The sequence below is a fragment of the Paenibacillus sp. J31R122 genome (genome assembly GCF_056269185.1).
Map to the genome: position 1 here is coordinate 1 of NZ_JBWDNM010000014.1, position 20,030 is coordinate 20,030.

Annotated in this window: 24 protein-coding genes; 1 reads left to right on the forward strand and 23 read right to left on the reverse strand. The window is 43.9% G+C overall.

Annotation, left to right across the window (positions count from 1 at the left end; all coding sequences use genetic code 11):
* Positions 1 to 386 precede the first annotated feature (386 nt).
* Positions 387 to 1,262 carry a nucleotidyltransferase-like protein gene (locus AC0YN7_RS21480; RefSeq protein WP_475812085.1) on the reverse strand — a complete coding sequence of 292 codons (876 nt, stop codon included), beginning with the start codon at positions 1,260 to 1,262 and terminating at the stop codon, positions 387 to 389.
* 163 nt (positions 1,263 to 1,425) lie between these two features.
* Between AC0YN7_RS21480 and AC0YN7_RS21485 the strand changes: the two genes are divergently transcribed.
* Positions 1,426 to 1,773: a YgzB family protein gene (locus AC0YN7_RS21485; protein WP_475812273.1), complete on the forward strand. Its 348-nt coding sequence runs from the start codon at positions 1,426 to 1,428 to the stop codon at positions 1,771 to 1,773.
* A 168-nt stretch (positions 1,774 to 1,941) separates the two neighbouring features.
* Here AC0YN7_RS21485 and AC0YN7_RS21490 read toward each other — a convergent pair whose 3' ends face one another.
* From AC0YN7_RS21490 to AC0YN7_RS21595, 22 genes are all read right to left on the reverse strand, one after another.
* Positions 1,942 to 3,669 (reverse strand): glycosyl hydrolase family 18 protein, encoded by a 1,728-nt coding sequence (locus tag AC0YN7_RS21490; protein WP_475812274.1) that lies wholly within the window; start codon positions 3,667 to 3,669, stop codon positions 1,942 to 1,944.
* 216 nt (positions 3,670 to 3,885) lie between these two features.
* Complete coding sequence (perR, locus tag AC0YN7_RS21495) at positions 3,886 to 4,317, reverse strand: peroxide-responsive transcriptional repressor PerR (RefSeq protein ID WP_475812086.1); 432 nt, start codon at positions 4,315 to 4,317, stop codon at positions 3,886 to 3,888.
* 73 nt (positions 4,318 to 4,390) lie between these two features.
* The gene (locus AC0YN7_RS21500; protein WP_475812087.1) at positions 4,391 to 6,304 is read right to left on the reverse strand and encodes a DUF4097 family beta strand repeat-containing protein; all 1,914 of its coding nucleotides are present in this window, start codon (positions 6,302 to 6,304) and stop codon (positions 4,391 to 4,393) included.
* Positions 6,286 to 6,990 carry an MgtC/SapB family protein gene (locus AC0YN7_RS21505; protein WP_475812088.1) on the reverse strand — a complete coding sequence of 235 codons (705 nt, stop codon included), beginning with the start codon at positions 6,988 to 6,990 and terminating at the stop codon, positions 6,286 to 6,288. Before AC0YN7_RS21505 ends, AC0YN7_RS21500 begins: the two co-directional genes overlap by 19 nt.
* A 139-nt stretch (positions 6,991 to 7,129) precedes the next feature.
* Complete coding sequence (gatB, locus tag AC0YN7_RS21510) at positions 7,130 to 8,569, reverse strand: Asp-tRNA(Asn)/Glu-tRNA(Gln) amidotransferase subunit GatB (RefSeq protein WP_475812089.1); 1,440 nt, start codon at positions 8,567 to 8,569, stop codon at positions 7,130 to 7,132.
* A 34-nt stretch (positions 8,570 to 8,603) separates the two neighbouring features.
* The gene (gatA, locus tag AC0YN7_RS21515; protein WP_475812090.1) at positions 8,604 to 10,061 is read right to left on the reverse strand and encodes an Asp-tRNA(Asn)/Glu-tRNA(Gln) amidotransferase subunit GatA; all 1,458 of its coding nucleotides are present in this window, start codon (positions 10,059 to 10,061) and stop codon (positions 8,604 to 8,606) included.
* 35 nt (positions 10,062 to 10,096) lie between these two features.
* Positions 10,097 to 10,384, reverse strand: coding sequence for an Asp-tRNA(Asn)/Glu-tRNA(Gln) amidotransferase subunit GatC (gene gatC / locus AC0YN7_RS21520; RefSeq protein WP_475812091.1), 288 nt, complete (start codon positions 10,382 to 10,384; stop codon positions 10,097 to 10,099).
* 305 nt (positions 10,385 to 10,689) lie between these two features.
* Positions 10,690 to 11,070, reverse strand: coding sequence for an ATPase (locus tag AC0YN7_RS21525; RefSeq protein WP_475812092.1), 381 nt, complete (start codon positions 11,068 to 11,070; stop codon positions 10,690 to 10,692).
* Positions 11,071 to 11,176: 106 nt separating this feature from the next.
* Positions 11,177 to 12,025, reverse strand: a complete 849-nt coding sequence (locus tag AC0YN7_RS21530; protein WP_475812093.1) for an ABC transporter permease — start codon at positions 12,023 to 12,025, stop codon at positions 11,177 to 11,179.
* Positions 12,022 to 12,972 (reverse strand): ABC transporter ATP-binding protein, encoded by a 951-nt coding sequence (locus tag AC0YN7_RS21535; protein ID WP_475812094.1) that lies wholly within the window; start codon positions 12,970 to 12,972, stop codon positions 12,022 to 12,024. Before AC0YN7_RS21535 ends, AC0YN7_RS21530 begins: the two co-directional genes overlap by 4 nt.
* Positions 12,972 to 13,178 (reverse strand): PLD nuclease N-terminal domain-containing protein, encoded by a 207-nt coding sequence (locus AC0YN7_RS21540; RefSeq protein WP_475812095.1) that lies wholly within the window; start codon positions 13,176 to 13,178, stop codon positions 12,972 to 12,974. Before AC0YN7_RS21540 ends, AC0YN7_RS21535 begins: the two co-directional genes overlap by 1 nt.
* A 28-nt stretch (positions 13,179 to 13,206) precedes the next feature.
* A complete protein-coding gene (locus AC0YN7_RS21545) occupies positions 13,207 to 13,467 on the reverse strand; it encodes a sigmaY antisigma factor component (RefSeq protein WP_475812096.1) in 261 nt (86 codons plus the stop codon).
* The gene (locus AC0YN7_RS21550) at positions 13,455 to 13,793 is read right to left on the reverse strand and encodes a YxlC family protein (protein WP_475812097.1); all 339 of its coding nucleotides are present in this window, start codon (positions 13,791 to 13,793) and stop codon (positions 13,455 to 13,457) included. Before AC0YN7_RS21550 ends, AC0YN7_RS21545 begins: the two co-directional genes overlap by 13 nt.
* The gene (gene sigY, locus AC0YN7_RS21555) at positions 13,780 to 14,319 is read right to left on the reverse strand and encodes an RNA polymerase sigma factor SigY (protein ID WP_475812098.1); all 540 of its coding nucleotides are present in this window, start codon (positions 14,317 to 14,319) and stop codon (positions 13,780 to 13,782) included. Before sigY ends, AC0YN7_RS21550 begins: the two co-directional genes overlap by 14 nt.
* A gap of 165 nt (positions 14,320 to 14,484) precedes the next feature.
* Positions 14,485 to 16,038: a PH domain-containing protein gene (locus AC0YN7_RS21560; RefSeq protein ID WP_475812099.1), complete on the reverse strand. Its 1,554-nt coding sequence runs from the start codon at positions 16,036 to 16,038 to the stop codon at positions 14,485 to 14,487.
* Entirely contained in the window at positions 16,031 to 16,510 is a 480-nt protein-coding gene (locus AC0YN7_RS21565; RefSeq protein ID WP_475812100.1) for a PH domain-containing protein, read from the reverse strand. Before AC0YN7_RS21565 ends, AC0YN7_RS21560 begins: the two co-directional genes overlap by 8 nt.
* A gap of 21 nt (positions 16,511 to 16,531) precedes the next feature.
* Positions 16,532 to 17,752 (reverse strand): M24 family metallopeptidase, encoded by a 1,221-nt coding sequence (locus AC0YN7_RS21570; protein ID WP_475812101.1) that lies wholly within the window; start codon positions 17,750 to 17,752, stop codon positions 16,532 to 16,534.
* A 65-nt stretch (positions 17,753 to 17,817) separates the two neighbouring features.
* Positions 17,818 to 18,303 (reverse strand): hypothetical protein, encoded by a 486-nt coding sequence (locus tag AC0YN7_RS21575; RefSeq protein WP_475812102.1) that lies wholly within the window; start codon positions 18,301 to 18,303, stop codon positions 17,818 to 17,820.
* A gap of 21 nt (positions 18,304 to 18,324) precedes the next feature.
* Positions 18,325 to 18,750, reverse strand: a complete 426-nt coding sequence (locus AC0YN7_RS21580; protein WP_475812103.1) for a hypothetical protein — start codon at positions 18,748 to 18,750, stop codon at positions 18,325 to 18,327.
* Positions 18,747 to 18,893 carry a hypothetical protein gene (locus AC0YN7_RS21585; RefSeq protein WP_475812104.1) on the reverse strand — a complete coding sequence of 49 codons (147 nt, stop codon included), beginning with the start codon at positions 18,891 to 18,893 and terminating at the stop codon, positions 18,747 to 18,749. Before AC0YN7_RS21585 ends, AC0YN7_RS21580 begins: the two co-directional genes overlap by 4 nt.
* Before the next feature lie 52 nt (positions 18,894 to 18,945).
* Positions 18,946 to 19,095, reverse strand: a complete 150-nt coding sequence (locus AC0YN7_RS21590; protein ID WP_475812105.1) for a hypothetical protein — start codon at positions 19,093 to 19,095, stop codon at positions 18,946 to 18,948.
* A 31-nt stretch (positions 19,096 to 19,126) separates the two neighbouring features.
* Positions 19,127 to 20,020, reverse strand: coding sequence for a hypothetical protein (locus AC0YN7_RS21595; protein ID WP_475812106.1), 894 nt, complete (start codon positions 20,018 to 20,020; stop codon positions 19,127 to 19,129).
* Positions 20,021 to 20,030 lie beyond the last annotated feature (10 nt).

A 20,030-nucleotide genomic window follows, 5' to 3' on the forward strand; every position in this document is an offset into this window, starting at 1 on the left:
GGTGTTTGACTTGCTCATTACTTTTTATCGCTTTTTCTAATGATCCGTTAGGATCGTTAGGGCAGTTTAATACTCGTTGTTCAGTTTTCAAAGAGCAATCTTTTCTTTCGTTTGTCGTCGTTTGTCTCATCGGCGACTTTTATAATATACCACACTCGCCTATTTAAATGCAAGTACTTTTTTTCGTGATTCGACATTTTTTTCAGTTTGTCGTTTCAGTTAATTATGTGTCCTGCAAAAGCGGCGAGAACTAATATATCACGGTGCAACATCTTAAGTCAAGAATCTTTTTTAAATTCCTTTATATAATTTAAGAAGCGCTCAATTTCCATTCAATGTGAATGTAGTCTGAGCGCTTCTACTTATATATTAACACCAACATATTATTAGTTAGCCATCATATAACGAAGCTCTAATGAACCGAGCTCCTCAGTTTCCTTCATGACTGCCACTTCTCGGATATACGCGCGCATCACCAGCTTCTGAAGAACTAACGACAGATCAATATGCAATACTTCAATGGAAGAATGATTCTGCAGCTCTGCGATACTCCATGGCTCCTCACGGGTTTTTAAAATATCAAAGAGGATAGAACAGCAATCCTTCATCTTAGTCATCACTGAGAACTCGCATCCTAGCATGACAAGCTCCACACGCTGCTTTAATGTTTCCGGACTAACGGTCAGCTCTTCATAAAGTTTATATATACCTGGATGAACCCTCCGCAATTGTTTCCATACTGTCAGTTCCGGATGACGTCCTTCTTCTATTAGTACAATATGCGCCCAATGATGGAGTGCTGTTAGAACATGGCTGTAGGCATCTAATAAATTCCCATCAAGCAAATCCTGCTTTGCTAGCAAATAAGTTCTCAAGAAACCAGTAAACTCGGTGAACTGTTTTTGCTTCCGCATGAGATCCGGGAAAATCAGCAAGCGGTCACGCACATTGCTTAGATAGTTGTCTCGATCCAACAAAATCTCTCCATTTACCAGCCACGCAATAATATTGCGATTTTCACCACCAGATACCCATGCATCCAAGCTATTTGGATCAATCATCCGAATAAGAACACGCTTGCCATCGAATTGTACATGTTCCATTTCATTATAAGGACGATCCTTCTCTACTATAACAAGGACTAGTAAATCTAAACCATCAATCAAAGGGTTATAAGAATATGGATTTTCAATTACAGCTATTCCAACTACATCTGGTTGTGACCGATAGCTGTCAACGAAGTATTTTTTTATAGGTTCCACGAGTTCCTCCATATAGCTAATCGTTTTTTATTAGGCTATAATGATAATCTACAGACTTAATCCTTTTTCGACAAGGAGAACGCAATTTCCTGCTTTCACTCGTAGAAAAAGAGTTTCATTTATAAGTCAATTGTCAGGGGAAGGGTTTGAACGCATGAACAAAATCTTTTTTAAAACAGCTAAAATTAATGAATTCCGTCTATGGGGGCTTATTTTCACTCTAGTAGGTATGGGTGTCATGATACTCGGCACGGCCGGCATCGTATTTTTTGGACAGGCCGGTAAAATTATCGCTGCCATCTTCATGGTTATTGGAATGATCTCATTACTCATCAGTGTCGCTGTATACTTCTGGGCAGGCATGATGTCGACAAGTGCCACGATGCTCGAATGCCCTGAATGCAACCGTCCAACTAAAATGCTCGGCAAAACCGATCGCTGCATGTATTGCAAAACATTACTCACGCTAGACCCCTCACAGGCTACACATAGCCCATCTGAACAATCCTAAAAACATATAAAGAAGAGGTGCATCATAAAAGATTGATGCACCTCCTCTTTATATTCAGAACTATCGTTAAACACATTATTTCATCCTACATAAAAAAAGACAGCTCCCATTCACATTCGATTGAATGAAAGGGGCTGTCTTTTTATATCATGAGAAAAAGGAATGAAATTATGGCCGTTTCTGTATTGCTTCATCAATAGTCTTCCAAATAGAGGCTGTTTGGAATGCACGCTGCCAGGTAGCTACACCTGCCAAATCGTACTTGCGTGCAAGTGCTACACGAGCTTGCATAGATAGATCATCCTCAATCCATATCCGTTGCAGCGCTCCGCCCTCTGTATATTCAACATAGTTCTGACCTGCCGCTTCATCAAACACTGGCTTCAGCTTCTTAGCAGCAATAATCTCCTTCACCCGATCCATACCTACCGCTTTAGAAGAAACAGCAACTTTTCCGTCATCACCTTTCTTCTCGGTCCATATCCGCGTATACAGAGGCATACTAAGCAATAGCTTATTTGCAGGTACTTTATCTTCCTCTAGAATTCGTGTAATCGACTTCTCTACCCATGGCAGAGAAGCAACAGACCCTGACTTTGGACTAGAAGCCCAATGCTCGTCATAGGCCATCAGCATCATATAGTCAACAATACTGCCTAATGCAGCCCTATCCAAAAATAATGACCACATTTCACTTGCTGACTTTGGCGTTACATCTACCGATACGACAAGACCTTGCTCATGCAGCAATGGTGTTAATTCACGTATAAACTGCACAAAATTCTCTTTGTCTGACGTGTGCACATTTTCGAAGTCAATGTTGATACCCTGTAAATCGTATATTTCCGCAAATGCAAGCAGCTGCTGGATCATAGAAAAACGTGTCTCAACAGTCGCTAACGCCTTCGTTGTTCTATCTGGTTCAAAATCATTATTGAAAAGCGCCCAAACTTGCATGCCCTGCTGATGAGCCCATTTTACATAGGCAGCATTTGCATTTCCTTTTATCGTTCCTTTATCGTCAGCAAGCTCAAACCATGTAGGACTAACTACATTAACGCCCTGCATTAGACCAATTTTGGACGTATCCGGATTTTTTTGATAAACGGCTTCCCAAGTTAAATTGATTTTACTTCCTAATATTTTCCAAGCGGTAAACGCAGGCTCACGGACTGGTTCAGGTATTTGCTCAATGGCAGTAAGTTTTACATTGGTCTTTTTCACATATCCAACATGTCCATTCGCGCTTTGCACAAGTAACCATCCATCTTGATCTTCCCATATCCGAATGACATCCTTTTGCGGAAGCTTCTCTATATATGGCGCGCGAATTGTAGGCTCCGTTCGTATGGCAGTACCCTTCTCGTGAATCGCCTCAGCAAGTTGAATTGTATCTCCTGCATGCAGCAGTGTAACAATCCCGCTTCCTTCTACATATTCAACCTTTAAGCCGTATAATTGTTCAAGCGGCTCTGCAGGAATATAAACGGTATCGTTCGATAACTCGGCAGCTACAGTCAAATCATATGGCTTCTGGTTGATAGTTGCTGTTAGTGAGTCCGTCTTCAAATGAAGCACTTTATTCGCGGTTGTAATAATAATCGATCCGGACTCCTTCTCATATCGAATAGGCTTGTCCTCACCTAGAACTTTAGTAAGCACTGTTAACGGCAGCTTTACTTCATTATTTTCTATGATAGCCCCTAGATCAGCTTCAACTCCATGGAGCATAATCGGTATTTCAGCCTTATAATTCGGTTCAACATTTGAATCATTCGGGATGTAATTCATGTAATAAACATAGCCAACAACCGTGACTATTGCTGCTAAAATAAATAAGAACACAACACCCCTAACACCCCGGTTGCGTTTCTGGCGCGGTGCTCGGCTGTACATCGTTTCCAAGTCATCACTCTCCTGTTAAATAAGCGTATCAATCTGAATATATCCAGGCGTTAATGGCTGTCTCCGTCCTCGTGACAAAAGCAGTTGTTTCGCGGAGATACATAAGCACATTTATAAATGAAATCTTATAAATTGTTCTATTTTAATAAAAAACGTGCAGTTTAGCGTATTACCGCCTCCCAGCACGTTCATCCGTCGCTTAAATATTTACTTCGTTGTTACGTTGCACGTCGAACATAATCCATATATCTCCATACGGTGACCTTCAACTACAAACCCTGTCACACGGGATGCTGTTTTTTCCACTTCAAGCAATGGAGGATATTCGAAATCAACGATTTGCCCGCATTTTTTGCAAATTGCATGATAATGATCAGATAAATCTGAATCAAAACGACTTGAGTCATCGCCATAGGTTAGCTCACGAACTAAGCCAGCTTCAACAAATAATCGCAAATTATTATATATAGTAGCTACGCTAATACTTGGATAAATTGGAGAGAGCGCTTTATATATTTCATCTGCTGTCGGATGCGACATCGAGTCCATTAAGTAACTTAGTATGGCGTGTCGTTGCGGGGTCATACGGACGCCATTCATCTTCAGTTGTTCTAACGCCAAATTAACGCTGGCTCCCATTCCCCTCACGCCTTTCAATGTAATTACAACTATTGTACGTTCTTATTTAAGATTTTGTCAATGAAAGCGTAGTTCATAAAGACCTATAACTGTTGATTGTTATGCTATTCGTTGCATTAATTTGAATGCGGTAAATACCTTCACCCATCGTGCCTCTTATTGTTTTCTTGCTAACCTCGAGAGGCAGATCGGTCGTAATAATACCGAATGTTACCGATCCATAAATACTGTAACTGCCTTCTTCTGGAATTGAAAGCTTGATTTCTCCTATTGTGCTGTCTAAATCCCAATCTCCTCCGACTTTGCTGCTATTTAGCTCTATATTTCCGTTTAAAGTATCAGCTTTAACCGAGGCTGCCGCACCGTCAATTTTGATTTTACCATTTTTCGTTTCGGCTTCGATACTTCCCCCGATTTCCTTTAATTCCAAGCTGCCGTTTAACGTATTCGCATATAACTTACCTCCAATGTCTGAAGCATTAATTGTGCCGTTCTTCGTATCTAGGCTGCTGTCACCACTAATGAATTGCACATTTATAGCTCCGTTATTGCCTTTAATGTTAATTGGACCACTTATATTCCGAACGGTTATGAGACCGCTGTTACTACGAATCTCCAATCCGCCTGGTAATGTCAAACCAGCAACCTCAATTGAACCATTGCCTGACTCAACCTTCATTTTAACAGCTGGTATAGGTTCACGATCTGCTTCATTAGTGATGTCAGGTATATCCGTCTGTACCTCATCCGCTGTCTCTATAGGCAGCACGGTATCAACCTGCTCATCCAGTAGTGCCACAGACGTCGGCAAATCAGCTGCAAGCTCATCGTCAAGAGGCGGCGCCGTTGTTTCAATAGGTTCCTCATCGACCTGCACTTGATCAGACATTGAAAGCGGAATCGTTACTATCATGTTCATTTTAGGCTTCCTACTGCCATTTGCACCGTAAGCCTCTCCCTTTGCTTCAAGCGTTACTTCTAATCCGGGTATTACCTTTACCATAGATTGCTCAGCAACAGAATCAGCTTCCTCTTTATCCGTTAAATCAACCCAAACTGCTGTTTGAAGTTCTATCTCCTGAACATCGGCTGATTGGACCTTCACATCACCATTTGGATTTACAATACGAATGAGGGATACGCTCTCTTCCAATGGAAGCTTAACGACCGCTTTGTCGTAACGAAATCCTTTCTCTTCTCCAAACTCCGACGTCCCGCTCAAATCTACATTAAATTGATCAAGCCATCGAAACGGAACATCTGCATACTGGGTAACAGTATATGCGGTTACTGCAATAATGACAGCTATGATGCCGCCTGCGACATCAAGACGAAGTCTCTTCTCATTTTGCCGGAATTTGATACCGTACAAAATCGTTTCAATTCCTAACAATATAAATAGGACTGGCCACCATTGCCCGAGCAGCGCAATATCGTTACGACCTTTAATCTGATCCCACAACAGTAACACGCCGACTGTAAGGATGAGTGCCGCAGCAGTAAATCGTCCTAGCTTAAACATTGACCACGACCCTTTCCGAGAGTGAAGCAGCAATATTATGGCAGCTATCATTAGTAATGGGCCTACACAAAGCTCTGCCAATTCATTCATCCACGTTAAAATGGCATCTGGCGGCTTTACTAGTATAAGCATAGCTATTCCAGCTGATAACAATAAGATTCCATGCCTAACCCCAAGAATAGATGGCTTAGCATCGTCTCGTTCCAAACCTTGAAGTGAATCAAATACGCTGATGAAATAAAAAACGGGCAGCAATATCCCAAGATAAACGATTAGCAGCAAATGCCTGCCGCCGTCTGAATCCGCTAGACGCACCATCGCAGTAATATCTAGTAAATATGCCGCCATCAACAGTAAGCCCTTTGGATACTGTTCCGTATAGATATGCCCGGTGCCCGGCATTAAAAAGGCAAATAACACGACAAGTAGTCTGCTTTTTCTCCGTTTTATTCCGAGCTTACCCAACGTACGCCCTCCAAATGCTTGATTTGTTCTAATAACAAGAGCAAAGCATTGGATTTCGGCAGTGTTACATATAAATGAAGAATGATCTGTTTTCCATCTCCCTCATCATCTGCCTCCTCCAACACCATTTTTTTGATGCCAACCTTTTTCTCCAACATTAAAGCGTTTATTTTGAGTAAGGTTTGCGTTAAATCATAGGCCTTTATTTTTAAAAGATGATCTTTTTTCGTGCTAATATAACGTTTCTCCAGCTTATTGAATGCCCATAAGGTAATCAGCACCATCACAGTCGCTGTTCCGGCTGCGAAATAAAAACCAGCTCCAACCGCTAGACCTATTGCGGAAACAACCCACAAAGATGCTGCCGTTGTTAGACCCGTAATGGACTTCCCAGTAAATAGAATAGTACCTGCACCTAGAAATCCTATGCCGGTAATGACCGCAGCCGCAAGACGCGCGGGGTCAACCCTTACATTAGGTTCATCCACGAATGCTGAGAAGCCATACATGGAGAGAAGCATAAGCAAGCAAGAGCCTAAACATACAAGTATGTTCGTTCGTAAGCCTGCTGCGTGATTGTTCTGCTCTCGTTCGAATCCAATAAGTCCACCCAATAACAAAGCAAGAACTAGTCGAAGCGCGATGTGCAGTTCACTGATGTACCATGGATTGTCAAACGAATTCATCCTTTCAATCCCGACCTTTCTCTACTGGTTATTGTAACATAATTGTATGCTCTTGCAGCATATACAGCTATACAGCCCCGGGTAATAAAAGACGCGGCTCATCATATCGATGAACCGCGTCTTCTGCATAAAGCGACACTTATTTCAAGCGCTCTAAAAGCAGCTTATTAACAAGTGCAGGATTAGCTTTCCCTTTGGTTTCTTTCATAATTTGACCGACAAGGAAGCCAATCGCCTTTTCTTTACCTGCTCTGTAATCTTCGACGGATTGCGGATTTGCCTCGACAATTTGATTTACAATCGATTGAATTGCGCCTTCATCGCTAATTTGAACAAGGCCTTGCTCCTCAACGATCTGCTGTGGAAGCTTGCCTGACTCGATCATCGATTTAAACACGGTTTTTGCAATCTTACTACTGATTACCCCTTTATCCAACAATCCTATCATCTCACCGAGACCTTGACCAGTGATCTTCACGTCTGTTAGTTCTAGACTATTGGCATTCAAGTAGCCTAACAAGTCGCCCATAATCCAATTCGATACCGCTTTGGCATCCTTCGTATAATGAAGACTTTCCTCAAAGAAGTCAGCAAGCTTCTTCGAGGATGTAATAACCTCAGCATCGTAAGAAGGTAGGCTGTAATCTGCTGTATAACGCGCTTTGCGCGCGTCTGGAAGTTCTGGAATTGTAGCGCGAATGCTTTCTTTCCATTCGTTGCTGATATTTAAGCGAACGAGGTCTGGATCCGGGAAGTAACGATAGTCATGCGCTTCTTCCTTGCCGCGCATCGAGAAGGATTTGCCCAGCGCATCATCGAAACGACGTGTCTCTTGAACGACCTCTCCACCGCTATCCAATATTTCAGCCTGACGGAATTGCTCATATTCCAAACCGCGCTGAACACCGCGGAAGGAGTTCATATTTTTCAACTCCGCACGGGTTCCGAATTCCTTCTGCTCATATGGACGAAGGCTTATGTTCGCATCGCAGCGCAAGCTTCCTTCTTCCATCTTCACATCAGAAACATCGCAATATTGCATAATAGCCTTAATTTTCTCCAAATAAGCTTTAGCTTCCTCTGGCGTACGAATATCCGGTTCGGATACGATTTCGATAAGCGGCGTGCCGACACGGTTGAAGTCGACAAGAGAAGCATATCCACCATCAACATGCGTCAGCTTGCCCGCATCCTCTTCAAGATGCAACCTAGTAATACCGATACGTTTTGTCACGCCATTCACTTCAATATCGATCCAACCATTTTCGCCGATAGGTTGATCGAATTGCGAAATTTGGTACGCTTTAGGTGAATCCGGGTAAAAATAGTTTTTACGGTCGAACTTGCTTATATCCGCGATCTCGCAGTTAATAGCCATCGCCGCTTTCATCGCGTATTCAACCGCCTGACGGTTCAATACCGGCAAAACGCCGGGGTGTCCAAGACATATCGGACAAGTATGTGTATTCGGTGGGGCACCGAAAGCAGTCGAGCAGCCGCAAAATATTTTACTATTTGTATGCAGCTCAACGTGGACTTCCAGTCCGATCACCGTCTCGTATTTATTCGGTTCAGACATTCGTATCGATCCCTTCGTAAACGTATATAACCGCTTATAGCTGCGGACGTTGCTTATGGTGTTCGGTGTTCTGCTCGAACGCATGAGCGGCGCGCAGCACCGTCGACTCGTCGAACGCCTTACCGATAATTTGCAAACCTATTGGCAAGCCGTCAGCTGTACCGCATGGAATGCTTATTGCTGGAATACCCGCTAAACTTACCGGTACCGTACAAATATCATTCATATACATCGTGAGCGGATCTCCAACCTGCTCTCCAATGCGGAAAGCCGGTGTTGGTGCCGTAGGCCCCATAATGAGATCATATTTATTAAATACGTCATCAAAGTCCTGCTTGATAAGCGTACGTACTTTCTGCGCTTTCAAGTAATAAGCATCGTAGTAGCCTGAGCTTAGCGCGTACGTACCAAGCATAATTCTGCGTTTTACTTCATCGCCAAAGCCTTGGCTGCGCGATTTGCGGTATAAATCAATTAGATTGGCTGGATCGTCCGCGCGAACACCATAACGCACACCGTCGAAACGAGCAAGATTTGACGAAGCCTCCGATGAAGCAAGCAAGTAGTACGTCGCAATCGCATATTCCGTATGCGGCAACGATACTTCTTCCCATGTTGCGCCAAGCGATTCATAGACTGCCAATGCCTTCAGCACAGCTTCCTTCACGCGAGGATCAACACCAGCTCCGATATATTCCTTCGGAACGCCAATACGCAATCCCTTCACATCTCCTGTAAGAGCTGATGTGTAATCAGGAATTTCTACATTTGCTGATGTGGAGTCGCTTGAATCATAGCCAGCAATCGCTTGAAGTACATAAGCGGAATCTTCAACATTTTTCGAAAGCGGACCGATTTGATCCAAGGAAGATGCAAAGGCAACCAAGCCAAAACGCGAAACAAGGCCATATGTAGGCTTCAATCCAACGATTCCACAGTAGGCTGCTGGTTGACGTATAGAGCCGCCAGTATCGGAGCCAAGCGAGAAGTAAACTTGTCCCGCTGCAACTGAGGCTGCCGAGCCGCCGCTTGAACCACCAGGTACATATTCTGTATTCCATGGGTTGCGTGTCGGATAGTAGCTTGAATTTTCATTCGAACCGCCCATCGCGAACTCGTCCATATTTAGTTTACCAATAGTAACAGATTGAGCAGCCTTCAATTTACGAACTACAGTCGAGTCATATATCGGGTTATAATTGCTTAGAAATTGGCTGGCGCAAGTTGTGAGCAGCCCATCAGTCACAATGTTATCCTTAATTCCCGCTGGTAGTCCAAACAGCAGACCGCGTTCGCCGCCCTCCTGCAACTGTTTGTCCAGTTCGGAAGCTTGCTGGCGTGCGTTATCTTCATTCAATGTTATAAAAGCCTGAATAGCAGGCTCAGTTTCTGCAATTCTTGCATATGATGCGCTAACTAGCTCGGAAACAGAAAGCTCCTTGTTGTTAAGCTTGTTATGTACATCCTGCAGGCGTAAATCAAACAGTGCCAACAGTAGTTCCTCCCTTCAATTAAAACCCATTCTTATTATTCAAGCACCGCTGGTACTTTTATTTGTCCGTCTTCTTCATCAGGCGCATTCAGAAGCACCTTCTCGATTGGCAGTGACGGGCGCTGTTCATCTGCTCGCATCACATTTGTAATCGGCAGCACATGACTGGTCGGCTCGACATTTTCGGTATCAAGTCCATCCAGCTTCTCCGCATATTTTAAAATAGCATTGAGCTGCTCTGTAAACTGTTCTTTCTCCTTATCAGTAAGCTCTAGCCGTGCCAGATTAGCTACATGATCAACGTCCTTAGGCGTTATGCTCATCGGTGTATCGTCCTCCCTAAAAGTGATATGAAGCAATAATCACTTCATCAGCTTTATTTAAATATAGGAAGGTATAAGTTTCACACTTATACCAATGCCTATATTTCACTGCGAAACGAGCTATTACCGCCAGAGGACGGCGACAGCCGTTTACGCTTGTGTATGACCAATAATCATTCTTCCTATTATAGCTTACATATATGGCGAACATCAATGTATACGATAAACGACTTCTTCAATAAAAAAAGACTATCCGAGCAGTCATCTAACTGACCTGCTGAATAGTCTGTTCTAAATCCTATTGCTTAGATCCAAGCCTTTAGATTAACCTGGCGGATGAAGTCCTTCTGACTGATCGCTTCCTTGCTGGAAGTATCCTCCTCTGGCACTTCTTCATCGCCATTCATGATACGCTTGAACAGTTCTTCATTATGAGTGGCCAATGCAAAATCAATAAGCGCTTCCCGCTCAACGCGGTCAACCTCATCCTGAATAAGCACCTCTTCAAGCTCCACATCCTCGTCAGGTATAAGGAAGTTTCGATTAGCCTTCGGCACGCGCAGCACGTAATCAAATACATTGTCTGCGTTACGGTCGTAAGCAATTATATAGCCATATTCCCCTACGGGAAGGTTTTGTTCATATTGGTCAGCCACAATGACGACCTTTGTGCCTAGCTGTAGCATCGTCTTCAACTCCTGTTTCTTAGCCGCTGATTCTTACATCTACTATCCTACTAAAAAATAGTAGCGGTGTCCAATAGAGAGAGAAGACTTTCATAGCTATTTATTTCTAATCAACAGCCTTGCTTCGGAGCAGCAACCATACAGATACTGCCAATGCTGCGAAAATGAATAATATTGCAGCTGCAATTGCCCATATAAAGCTGCTAATATTGGTAACTTCACTTGTTAATAGTTGATAGGAAAATCCGCTCAACGCTCCTGGACTCCAGCCAAGCTGCTTCGGAAACAGACTTGCTAGAATCGATAGAATAAAAGCTCCGCCAATTGCAGAAAAGGCAGCGCCAGCCGGACTTCGCAGCATGGTGCTAAACATGACTGTAAGAGATACGACAATCGTTAGCCATAAACCGTATACAAGAAAGCTGCTGAATATTTTATCAACAGACACTTCTCCAAATAGCATATCGGTATAATACCAGGAGGCTAAGTATCCCGCTAATAAGGAGCCCCAGGATAACAACAGCATAGCTGTCCACTTTGAGCTAATAAATGTCCAAGAAGATATAGGTTTAACTAAAATCAATGATGCCGCGCCGCTATTACGCTCTCCAGATACTGCGCCCATACCCACTAGTGCAAGAACAAGCAAACCAATCGTCCCAAATTGACTCAACGTTTGAGCGAGTACTGCTGTTGCTTCCGCCTTTGGAATTTCAATAACGGTTCCTTCCGGAAGACTGCCCGCTTGCTCCAAGATAAGTGGCATGAGATGCGTAGACACCGGCTGCATAATGCCTAATATTATAAACACAAGCGGCACCCACAGCAGCTTATAGCTGCGTGCTTGCTCAAGCAGCTCCTTCTGAACCATGACTAACCATCTAGATAAGCTCGATGTAGGATGAAAATTTCGCCATGAATCGTTCACGGTAAGTTCTGTAGCCCGGCTGCTCATTCGTTCACCACCTTCATAAATAAATCCTCTAAGGAAAAGTGGCCCATTTCCAAGCGGCTTATCTTTACCTGTTTCTCTGCTATCTCATCCAGTAAAAATTGTCTTGCCCCATCTACCTCGGTTACTGTAAAACGGCTGATTCCTGACCGTTGCTCTACACTTGTAAATAATGCAGTTAACTTAGACTTAGGTGCTGCTGTACGGATAAGCTCTGTAAAAGATGCCAACCACCCTTCAGAATGGCTATCCTTTTCTATTTGAAGCTCAATAATCGGCTTTCGATGCTCGTTTCGAATAGTCGAAATATTACCTTGGAGAGCTACTTGCCCATTTCTAATAATGATTACGTCATCACAAAGCTCTTCCGCATCGTGGAGTACATGGGTTGAGAATAGTACGGTTGTTTCTTGCTTAAGCTCACGAAGAATGTCCAGCACCTCCCGCCTGCCAAGCGGATCAAGCGCGGATACAGGCTCATCCATAACGAGCAACTTCGGCCCATGTACAAGTGCCTGCGCCAATCCTAGACGCTGCTTCATGCCGCCTGAATACGTACCAATTTTTCTCTTGGCCGCATCTTTGAGTCCGACTCTATCTAGCAGCTCCTTAGCTCGAGTCTTCGCGACAACCGATTGAAGCCCGCATAGCTTTCCTGCATAAACCACATATTCAAAACCCGTCATCCAATTGTAGAACGTTGGTGATTGCGGCAAATATCCGATTATACTTCGTTGATTTCCCGCTACCTCTACGCCGTGAAAATCCATCCGCCCCATTGTCTGCTTCAGCAGTCCTGTAATCATTCGAATGGTTGTTGTTTTACCTGCACCGTTCGGGCCTAGCAGCGCTACGCAATGACCTTGCTCGATATCAAAATCAATACCCGCCACCGCCTGCACCGTTCCGAACGTTTTGGTTAAGCCTCTAACCTGAAGTAGCTTCGTCATCAGTCATTCGTCCTTCCAATTATAAAAAATACGATGGAACCAAACAGATTTCCAAACACAATAATAAGAACCCACATCCACTTCGGTCCCCTTGTTCTCTCCGCTTTGGCGCAAAGTACAAGTGCTATTATCATTAAGATGAACTGAATAATGATAATAGGCAAAATAATAGACAGCAATTGTGAGACATCAAAACTCTCATTCATTTGAGCGCCCCCATTTCAATGTTTATTACTAGTAATCTTGGCGATCTTGATGATCTTGATGATCTTTATGATCCTTGCGGCCTCGTCGACCCCGCTGAAACCACCCGCTCCAAACAAATATGAAATAAAAGAGAAGCGGCATCGGAACTTGAATTAGCCCCCAAATCCCCCAAAACCATGGCATGCTATCTCGCTTGCGCGCATCAATAAACAGCCAAGTTGATTGTGTAATTAATACAGACACGAGCAGTATCCAGAACCAAACGGGCAACGTGTTTAGTTGTTCCATTTGCGTTCCATCCTCTTACCAAACGTCATACTGACAAAGCCGATCCCGCCTATAGCGATAATTGACTGTAAAATAGCGAACCATACCCAGTCACGTTCCAGCATCCACATCATTGACCCGAAGATGAAGCATGCTATCAGCCAAAATAACAACAGCTCTTTCCATAGCTTTCTCTTTAGTTCATTTTTGTGCAGTTGCACGAGCTGTTCGATATTATGCAGCTCCGGTAAGAGCGGCGCATGAGCAGCATCAAATTGATTTACCGCTGCGTTAAGCTGTTCATCAAACCACTGCTGGTCGATATCATCGGATTTATGCTTCTTCAAGATTCGTTAGCTCCTTCCGCAGCTGCTTAAGCCCGTTATGCAGCCTCGACTTTATTGTTCCAACCGGAATATCGAGCATAGTCGATATTTCTTCTTGTGAGTATCCGTAATAATACTTCAGCAATATCGGTATTCGATTATCGCTTGTAAGCTGACCTAACGCTTGAAGCGCTTCCGGCCATTCATCCATCCGATGCAGCGTGTCATAACGCAATGCACGCAGTGACTGCTCCTGCTCCTCCTGCAGCCATTTCTGCTCTCGTTCATTTTTCCTGAGCTGATCAACTACTAATCTTGAAGCAATCGTAATCAGCCAAGTAGAAAATTTAGACCTTGCTTGAAATGTCGTTATTTTTTCGATTGCCTTTAACATCGTTTCCTGTGTAATATCCTCAGCGCGGCTCTTGTTCATGGTTACCTTCAATACATATTGATATAGGAAAGGATAATTATGCCGCAGCAGCTCTGAGAGCGCTCGTGTATCTCCACGGACTGCTTGCTTGATTAGCTTCAACTCGTCATGCACGAGCGCATATGCCTCCTTTTAAATTTGTCTGTTATAGCTTTGACGTTTAACGATCTTCTTTCGTTCATTCTTAAAAAAATATTTTTCTATTGCTCAAAATAAACAAACTGCAGAAGAATATTGGACTTCTGCAGTTTGTTTTAGTATGAAATGTATATTATATTGTCAACTCCGGCTGTACCATTTCCAAATAGGCTCTACATCAGCTTCATCCAGACAAGAAACGCAATAATCATACGGACTGCCCATCGCATGGACCGATAGCGTCAACAGCTGTTTGCGCTGCTGGCCAACGGAGCGTTTCACCCTCATCGTAACCATCTGTGGACGACGTATTAAATAAGTGGTTCTAGATAGTGTTCGTCGTTGCAGAGCTAGTTGACCGTCCTCCAGCTTAACCCCAGCTGCCTTATAGCAGCTCCTTCTCCACCATAGGATAAGAGGTATCAGCATCAGCGACCATAAACCATCGCCTTTAAAAATCGCGATCACCGAAATACATGCCGCTAGTGTAAGCAGCAGCTCGATTCTTACGTAATAAAGCAATGCGCGCTTAGGAGCACCTACAAGACTGTCCCTGGAAGGCAGCTTCAGCTGCGGAACAAAGTCATCAAGAACCGTTTGGATATCTGATCGCTTCAAATAGGGATGCAGCATAAGCTGCTCCTTCTTGTCCGAGGAGATGACTTGAAGCTGGATCTGAGCATAACCGAATATTTGACGCAGCAAACCCTCATTAATAATGACAGCTTGCACTTTTTTCGGATCGAACAAATGCGTCTTCTTCTCAAGCAAGCCATATGAAACGGAGATTTGCTTACCGTCCCTACTTGCTGCAAAACCACTGTACTTTAGTATGTATAATATGATTGAAAGCAGCCATGCAAACATAAGGCCAATCATGATTAAGACTATAACGATAAGATAGCTGGACGCGAGGCTCACGGAGTCCTCAACCACTGATTCATAAAAATGATCGGGAAGCATTTGCTCGATAAAATCATTTGCAATAGAATACAAACCAGCGATAAACGCTACTACTAAACCGAAATTCATGGAGGTTGCAGCAGCCTTAAGAAGCTGTGCGGTATCTAATTGAAATGAGGGGTCTTTTTGACGCTGAACGATTGAAGACTTCATTTCTCCAGCATGTGACTGTAATTCGGCAGCATAATGTGCAGCAGCGTCTGACCTGGTCTCATGTTTAAGCTCGGGTTTCCTGACAGCCTCAGAATCACTTTCAATTTGAAGAGATTCATCTAAACTTAGCTTTGTCTCGGCTTTTCCTCTAAGTATTACTCTAAGATTATTAGCCTCCTTCAACGAAAGCGCCGGCAATATACCTTCGGCCTTCTTGTTGCCTCCAGGAGTCTCGATTTTCACCTGTGCTACTCCTAGCAGTCGTTGTATTAGCGGTTGCTCCACGTTAACAGAATGGATTCGGGTGAAGTATATAGTCTTCTCATCTCTAAACAGCAACCCTTTGCGAATGACGATTCGGTCTTCCTCCAACCAAAACCCAAACCGCCTCCATTCCAGAAAATTGCCTGTGACAATAACTACTGCCAATGCTCCAGCACCGGCAAACCAATACCAGTGCAATTCCGACCATCCTACACCTTTAACAAGCGCTATTAGTATTATAGGAAGAAATCCTTGGATCGTATGCAGCAATCCGAATAAAATGTATACAGGATGAAGCTGACGCCGTTCATTCATCCTGATCATCCACCTTAGCAAGTATACCGATTCTCAGCTTCAGCTTCTGCGCCTCTTCTTGCTTCAGACCGCTGATTGTATGTGTAGTCGCAGCTGTTACGACTGACACGCTAGCCAGATCATATTTGCGCATTAAGGGACCGCTTTCCAGCTCAACGTGCTGAACGCGAACCATTGGAACTAGCACATTGCTTATAAAGATTAATCCAGATTGTATTTCCAGCTCATCATCAAACAACTCATAGTGAAATCTTTTGTATTTCGTTTCCGGTATCGTCCATGTGAACAAAACGAACGAGAAACCAAAAACCAATAAACTTATCCAGCCAGGTAAAAGTGTCCAATCCTGCACCATCGCAATTATAAAATAAGCGATAATGAGAGCAAGAAATACCCCATTTGAAATAAGGCCGCTAATTCGATAAACCTTAATATAATCACGATGCAGCTGCTTTGTTAACTGCCTAATCATCTTGTCTTCTCCCCTTACTAACTATGACAATACAATAAGCTCTGCCTTTGACAGAGTCAGTGCCCTTGCCCCTTGCTCTGTAATTAAATAGCTATTCTCTATGCCGACAACGCCTTGCCCTGGAAACGTAAATTTCGGCTCGACTGCAATGACCATGCCTGGTTCTAGCGGTATATCAAATCCTTTCGCCAACACGGGCCACTCATCAATTTCCAGACCGATACCATGGCCAAGAAACTTAGCTTGATCCGCGCCAAAGCCCATAAAATGCTCCGATAGCTCTTCTTCGGCACATCTTGCAAGAGCATTTTTATATAAAGTGGAGCAGAGCGTGCCAGGCATCATGAGCTGCTCAGTCGCAACAATTAGCGACTCCGACACTTTGTAAGCTTTCGATAGTGTTGGAGACAGCTCTCCTATAACAGCCGTCCTGGTCTGATCAATAACGTACCCGTCTATACAACACCCTATATCGATTAATATCGGTTCATTCCTCTGTATGACTGATCTACTAACGCTTTGCGGTGATGCCGCTCCAAGGCCAAGCCCTCCGGCAGGACCGTCAAAATAGGAGGGGACAGCAGCAGCCGCACCTGAAATGACCATGCCCGTCGTAATTTCTTGGTTGTAGCCGCGCATGCGCATTAGGCCGATATGACCACGAATACGTAATTCGTATTCAACTCGTGCCATCCAAGCCAGCTCCGTCACGCCTTCTCGCAGCATATTCAGCGATTCATCCAATGCTTCAGCAACGACTCTCGCAGCTGATTCGATTCGACTTATTTCCCAAGACGACTTAATTGCCCGCTGCTTGCGAATAAGTAATGAACCATCAATAAGCTCGCAACGGCCTAAAGCACCAAGCAGCTCAGAAAGCTTTAGATAGGACTGTGCCGGAAGCACGTCAAGATCAGCAGCAATTCGCAGCTTAGCTCCGCTTTGAAATAAGCTGGCATAATCATTACTCAATGTTTGAAGGAAATTTCTAAACGGACCAAGCTCCGTGACTCGAACAGCAGTTTCCCGCTTTGCTCGTTCAACGCTGCGGCGAACATAAAACGTAGCATCTCCGATACTAGGAATGAATAAGTACCCCGTTTGCATGGAACCAGCCAAATAATATAAATCAACATTTTGAGTAATGAGGAATGCGTCAATATGCTCAGTTAACATTATTTCCTGCAAACGTCTTATTCTCTGTTCAATTAGTTGCTCAGGAATGTCTGCTGTAATATCCATAATCTCTTTATCAACTCCTATATACTAATTCCCTCCTCTTATTACACCAATTATCCAATTCCCAGTCAACCTATAACGAGTTCAGCCGCCCCCTTAATATACCATTCTATCGGTTCAAGCACTTGAAACGCTCGTGGATATACAATATGCGCAATAAGAATGACCCCCGGCCGTTCTAAAATAACCTCATAATTGTAAGTATCATTTCGATACGTGTAGGGAAACGAACGGTCGGCATTCACAACCTCGAATACAACCACCTCCACCGGCTCCCGAAGAAAGGACCCAGCCAGAGGAGCTCCATTGGTATCCAAATACAAATTAGCTTGCAAATACCGGGCTGCTGCTTCGGCAGCAGCATCCGGTGATAATTGCAGCACGCCGTTGCCAAGAGCCACTGGATCAAGCTGCTGCGCTGCAGCGTGAGCTGCGCGATTAATCGCGTGTTTGCCTTCGAATAAGGTTTGCATAGCAAGCTCCTCCTCCACCTGCATAAGATGAATGGATATCCATACCGACATCATGACTACGAACAATAATAGCTTGTACATCGACTCGTTATCCTCCTGCGCCTAAGGCACATATTCACTCATTTTCATTCCATATGCCCGCATGCGATCACCTGGCAGCGGTGGGGATAAACCGATTAACCGATCGATTTCAAACAGATTTTCATAGGGATAGCTCATCATAAGTGAGATACCTGCTCCACGAAGCACTGGCGCACTTGAATTAGAGGCATCTACACCGCTTGTTGTCGATAGTTCGAAGATGATGTCCTCCGGCTTCATCCCAAAGCGGGACATTCGCTGTCTTGACTGCTCTACCATTGTACTACTGATATAGCCATAGCTCCCGCTGGCACCGACTTCGAGTAAATAATCGACCTCCTGCTGCAGTACGGCCTGCCTAACAATGACCACATGTTTATAAATAGGAGAGAACATCATCCAACATAACAAACCGGCAAATAATACAAATAATAAGATCTGCTTCATGGACTCATTCCTCGGATGTGATCGCTAACTGCCCCGCCGGCCCGATGCGACTGGTTTTTCATCCCTGTTTCACCCTCAGCAACCATCTGATAAAGGAGCAGCACCGTTATAAGCAGCAGCATTGAGATAAGTATCCCCCTCACAGTCTGTACCCCCAAGCTCTACAATAATGTCTAAAACAACCTTCCTTTTTCATTATGGAAGCAATAAACCTATTTTCGTATTAGCTGCCGTTCCTTGTGATTCGATTTGGCTTCTTGTTCCTGTCGTATCCTTAGCAATAATGGAATTAAACAACACAACCACAACGACCAACAACATAACCGTCATCAAAATATTACGCATCCTATCACCACCTTTCAATTAATTAACTTATCTATTGTCCCAACGACTGAAATAGCTTCTGGCCCTCTCTCACCCATGGATATATAAATACTTGAAAGGTGTATAGAATCGGTATACCCGCGATAGTAAACAAGATGTAAGAGGTTGATTCCTTGCGACTTTCTTTAGCCAGCTCAAGCTTTTCTTTATAATCTCCAATCCTTGCACGCAATAGCTCATAGTATTGCTCGCTTTCATGCAGCCGTAGCGCATCAATCGTCTCGACAAAGCTAAGTGCTTCATCCGTGCCGATTCGTTGCTTGAATCGCTGCAGCGCAGCTCCTGCATCGTGATACCATTCCGCAAGCAGCTTCTCCATATCTCCCCTCATCGCCCGCGTAAAGGGTACGCATCGCATCAGCTTCGCGTGAATATGAAGAGATGAATCAGACAAATACATCAGTTGACTGCTGACAACAAAAATTTCTTTCGTCATCCTAAAAGAGCGGGCTTTTCTAATCGAACGCAGCCAGATTAAATCGATATATACAAATAACATGAAAATTAGTAATGCCAGCATGACCATAGATAATGGAATATGCGGACTTATCCTCTTATTTAGCGCAACCGTGAGCAGCGTTACACTTATGCCTGTTGCCATCGCCAGCCTTCTAACCAAAACATACCAAGCAGCATCCACTGTTATGCCGCAGCCGGCAAGTAGCAGTTCACGTTCCACGAAAGACGGCCTTGTCCTTGATATACGCAGCAAACGCAGCCATTCTTCCGGCACTAATCGAGTTCGCCAGCTGAGCATAGCAAGATGCTTCCACCGAGCAGGCCGCCTCGGCAGCAATTGTAGAACGGCGAAAATCGCAATGGCTCCAAACACATATTGTCCGATCAATACGGCATACCCTATTATCATTTCTGTCCATTGATGCAAGGAACATCCT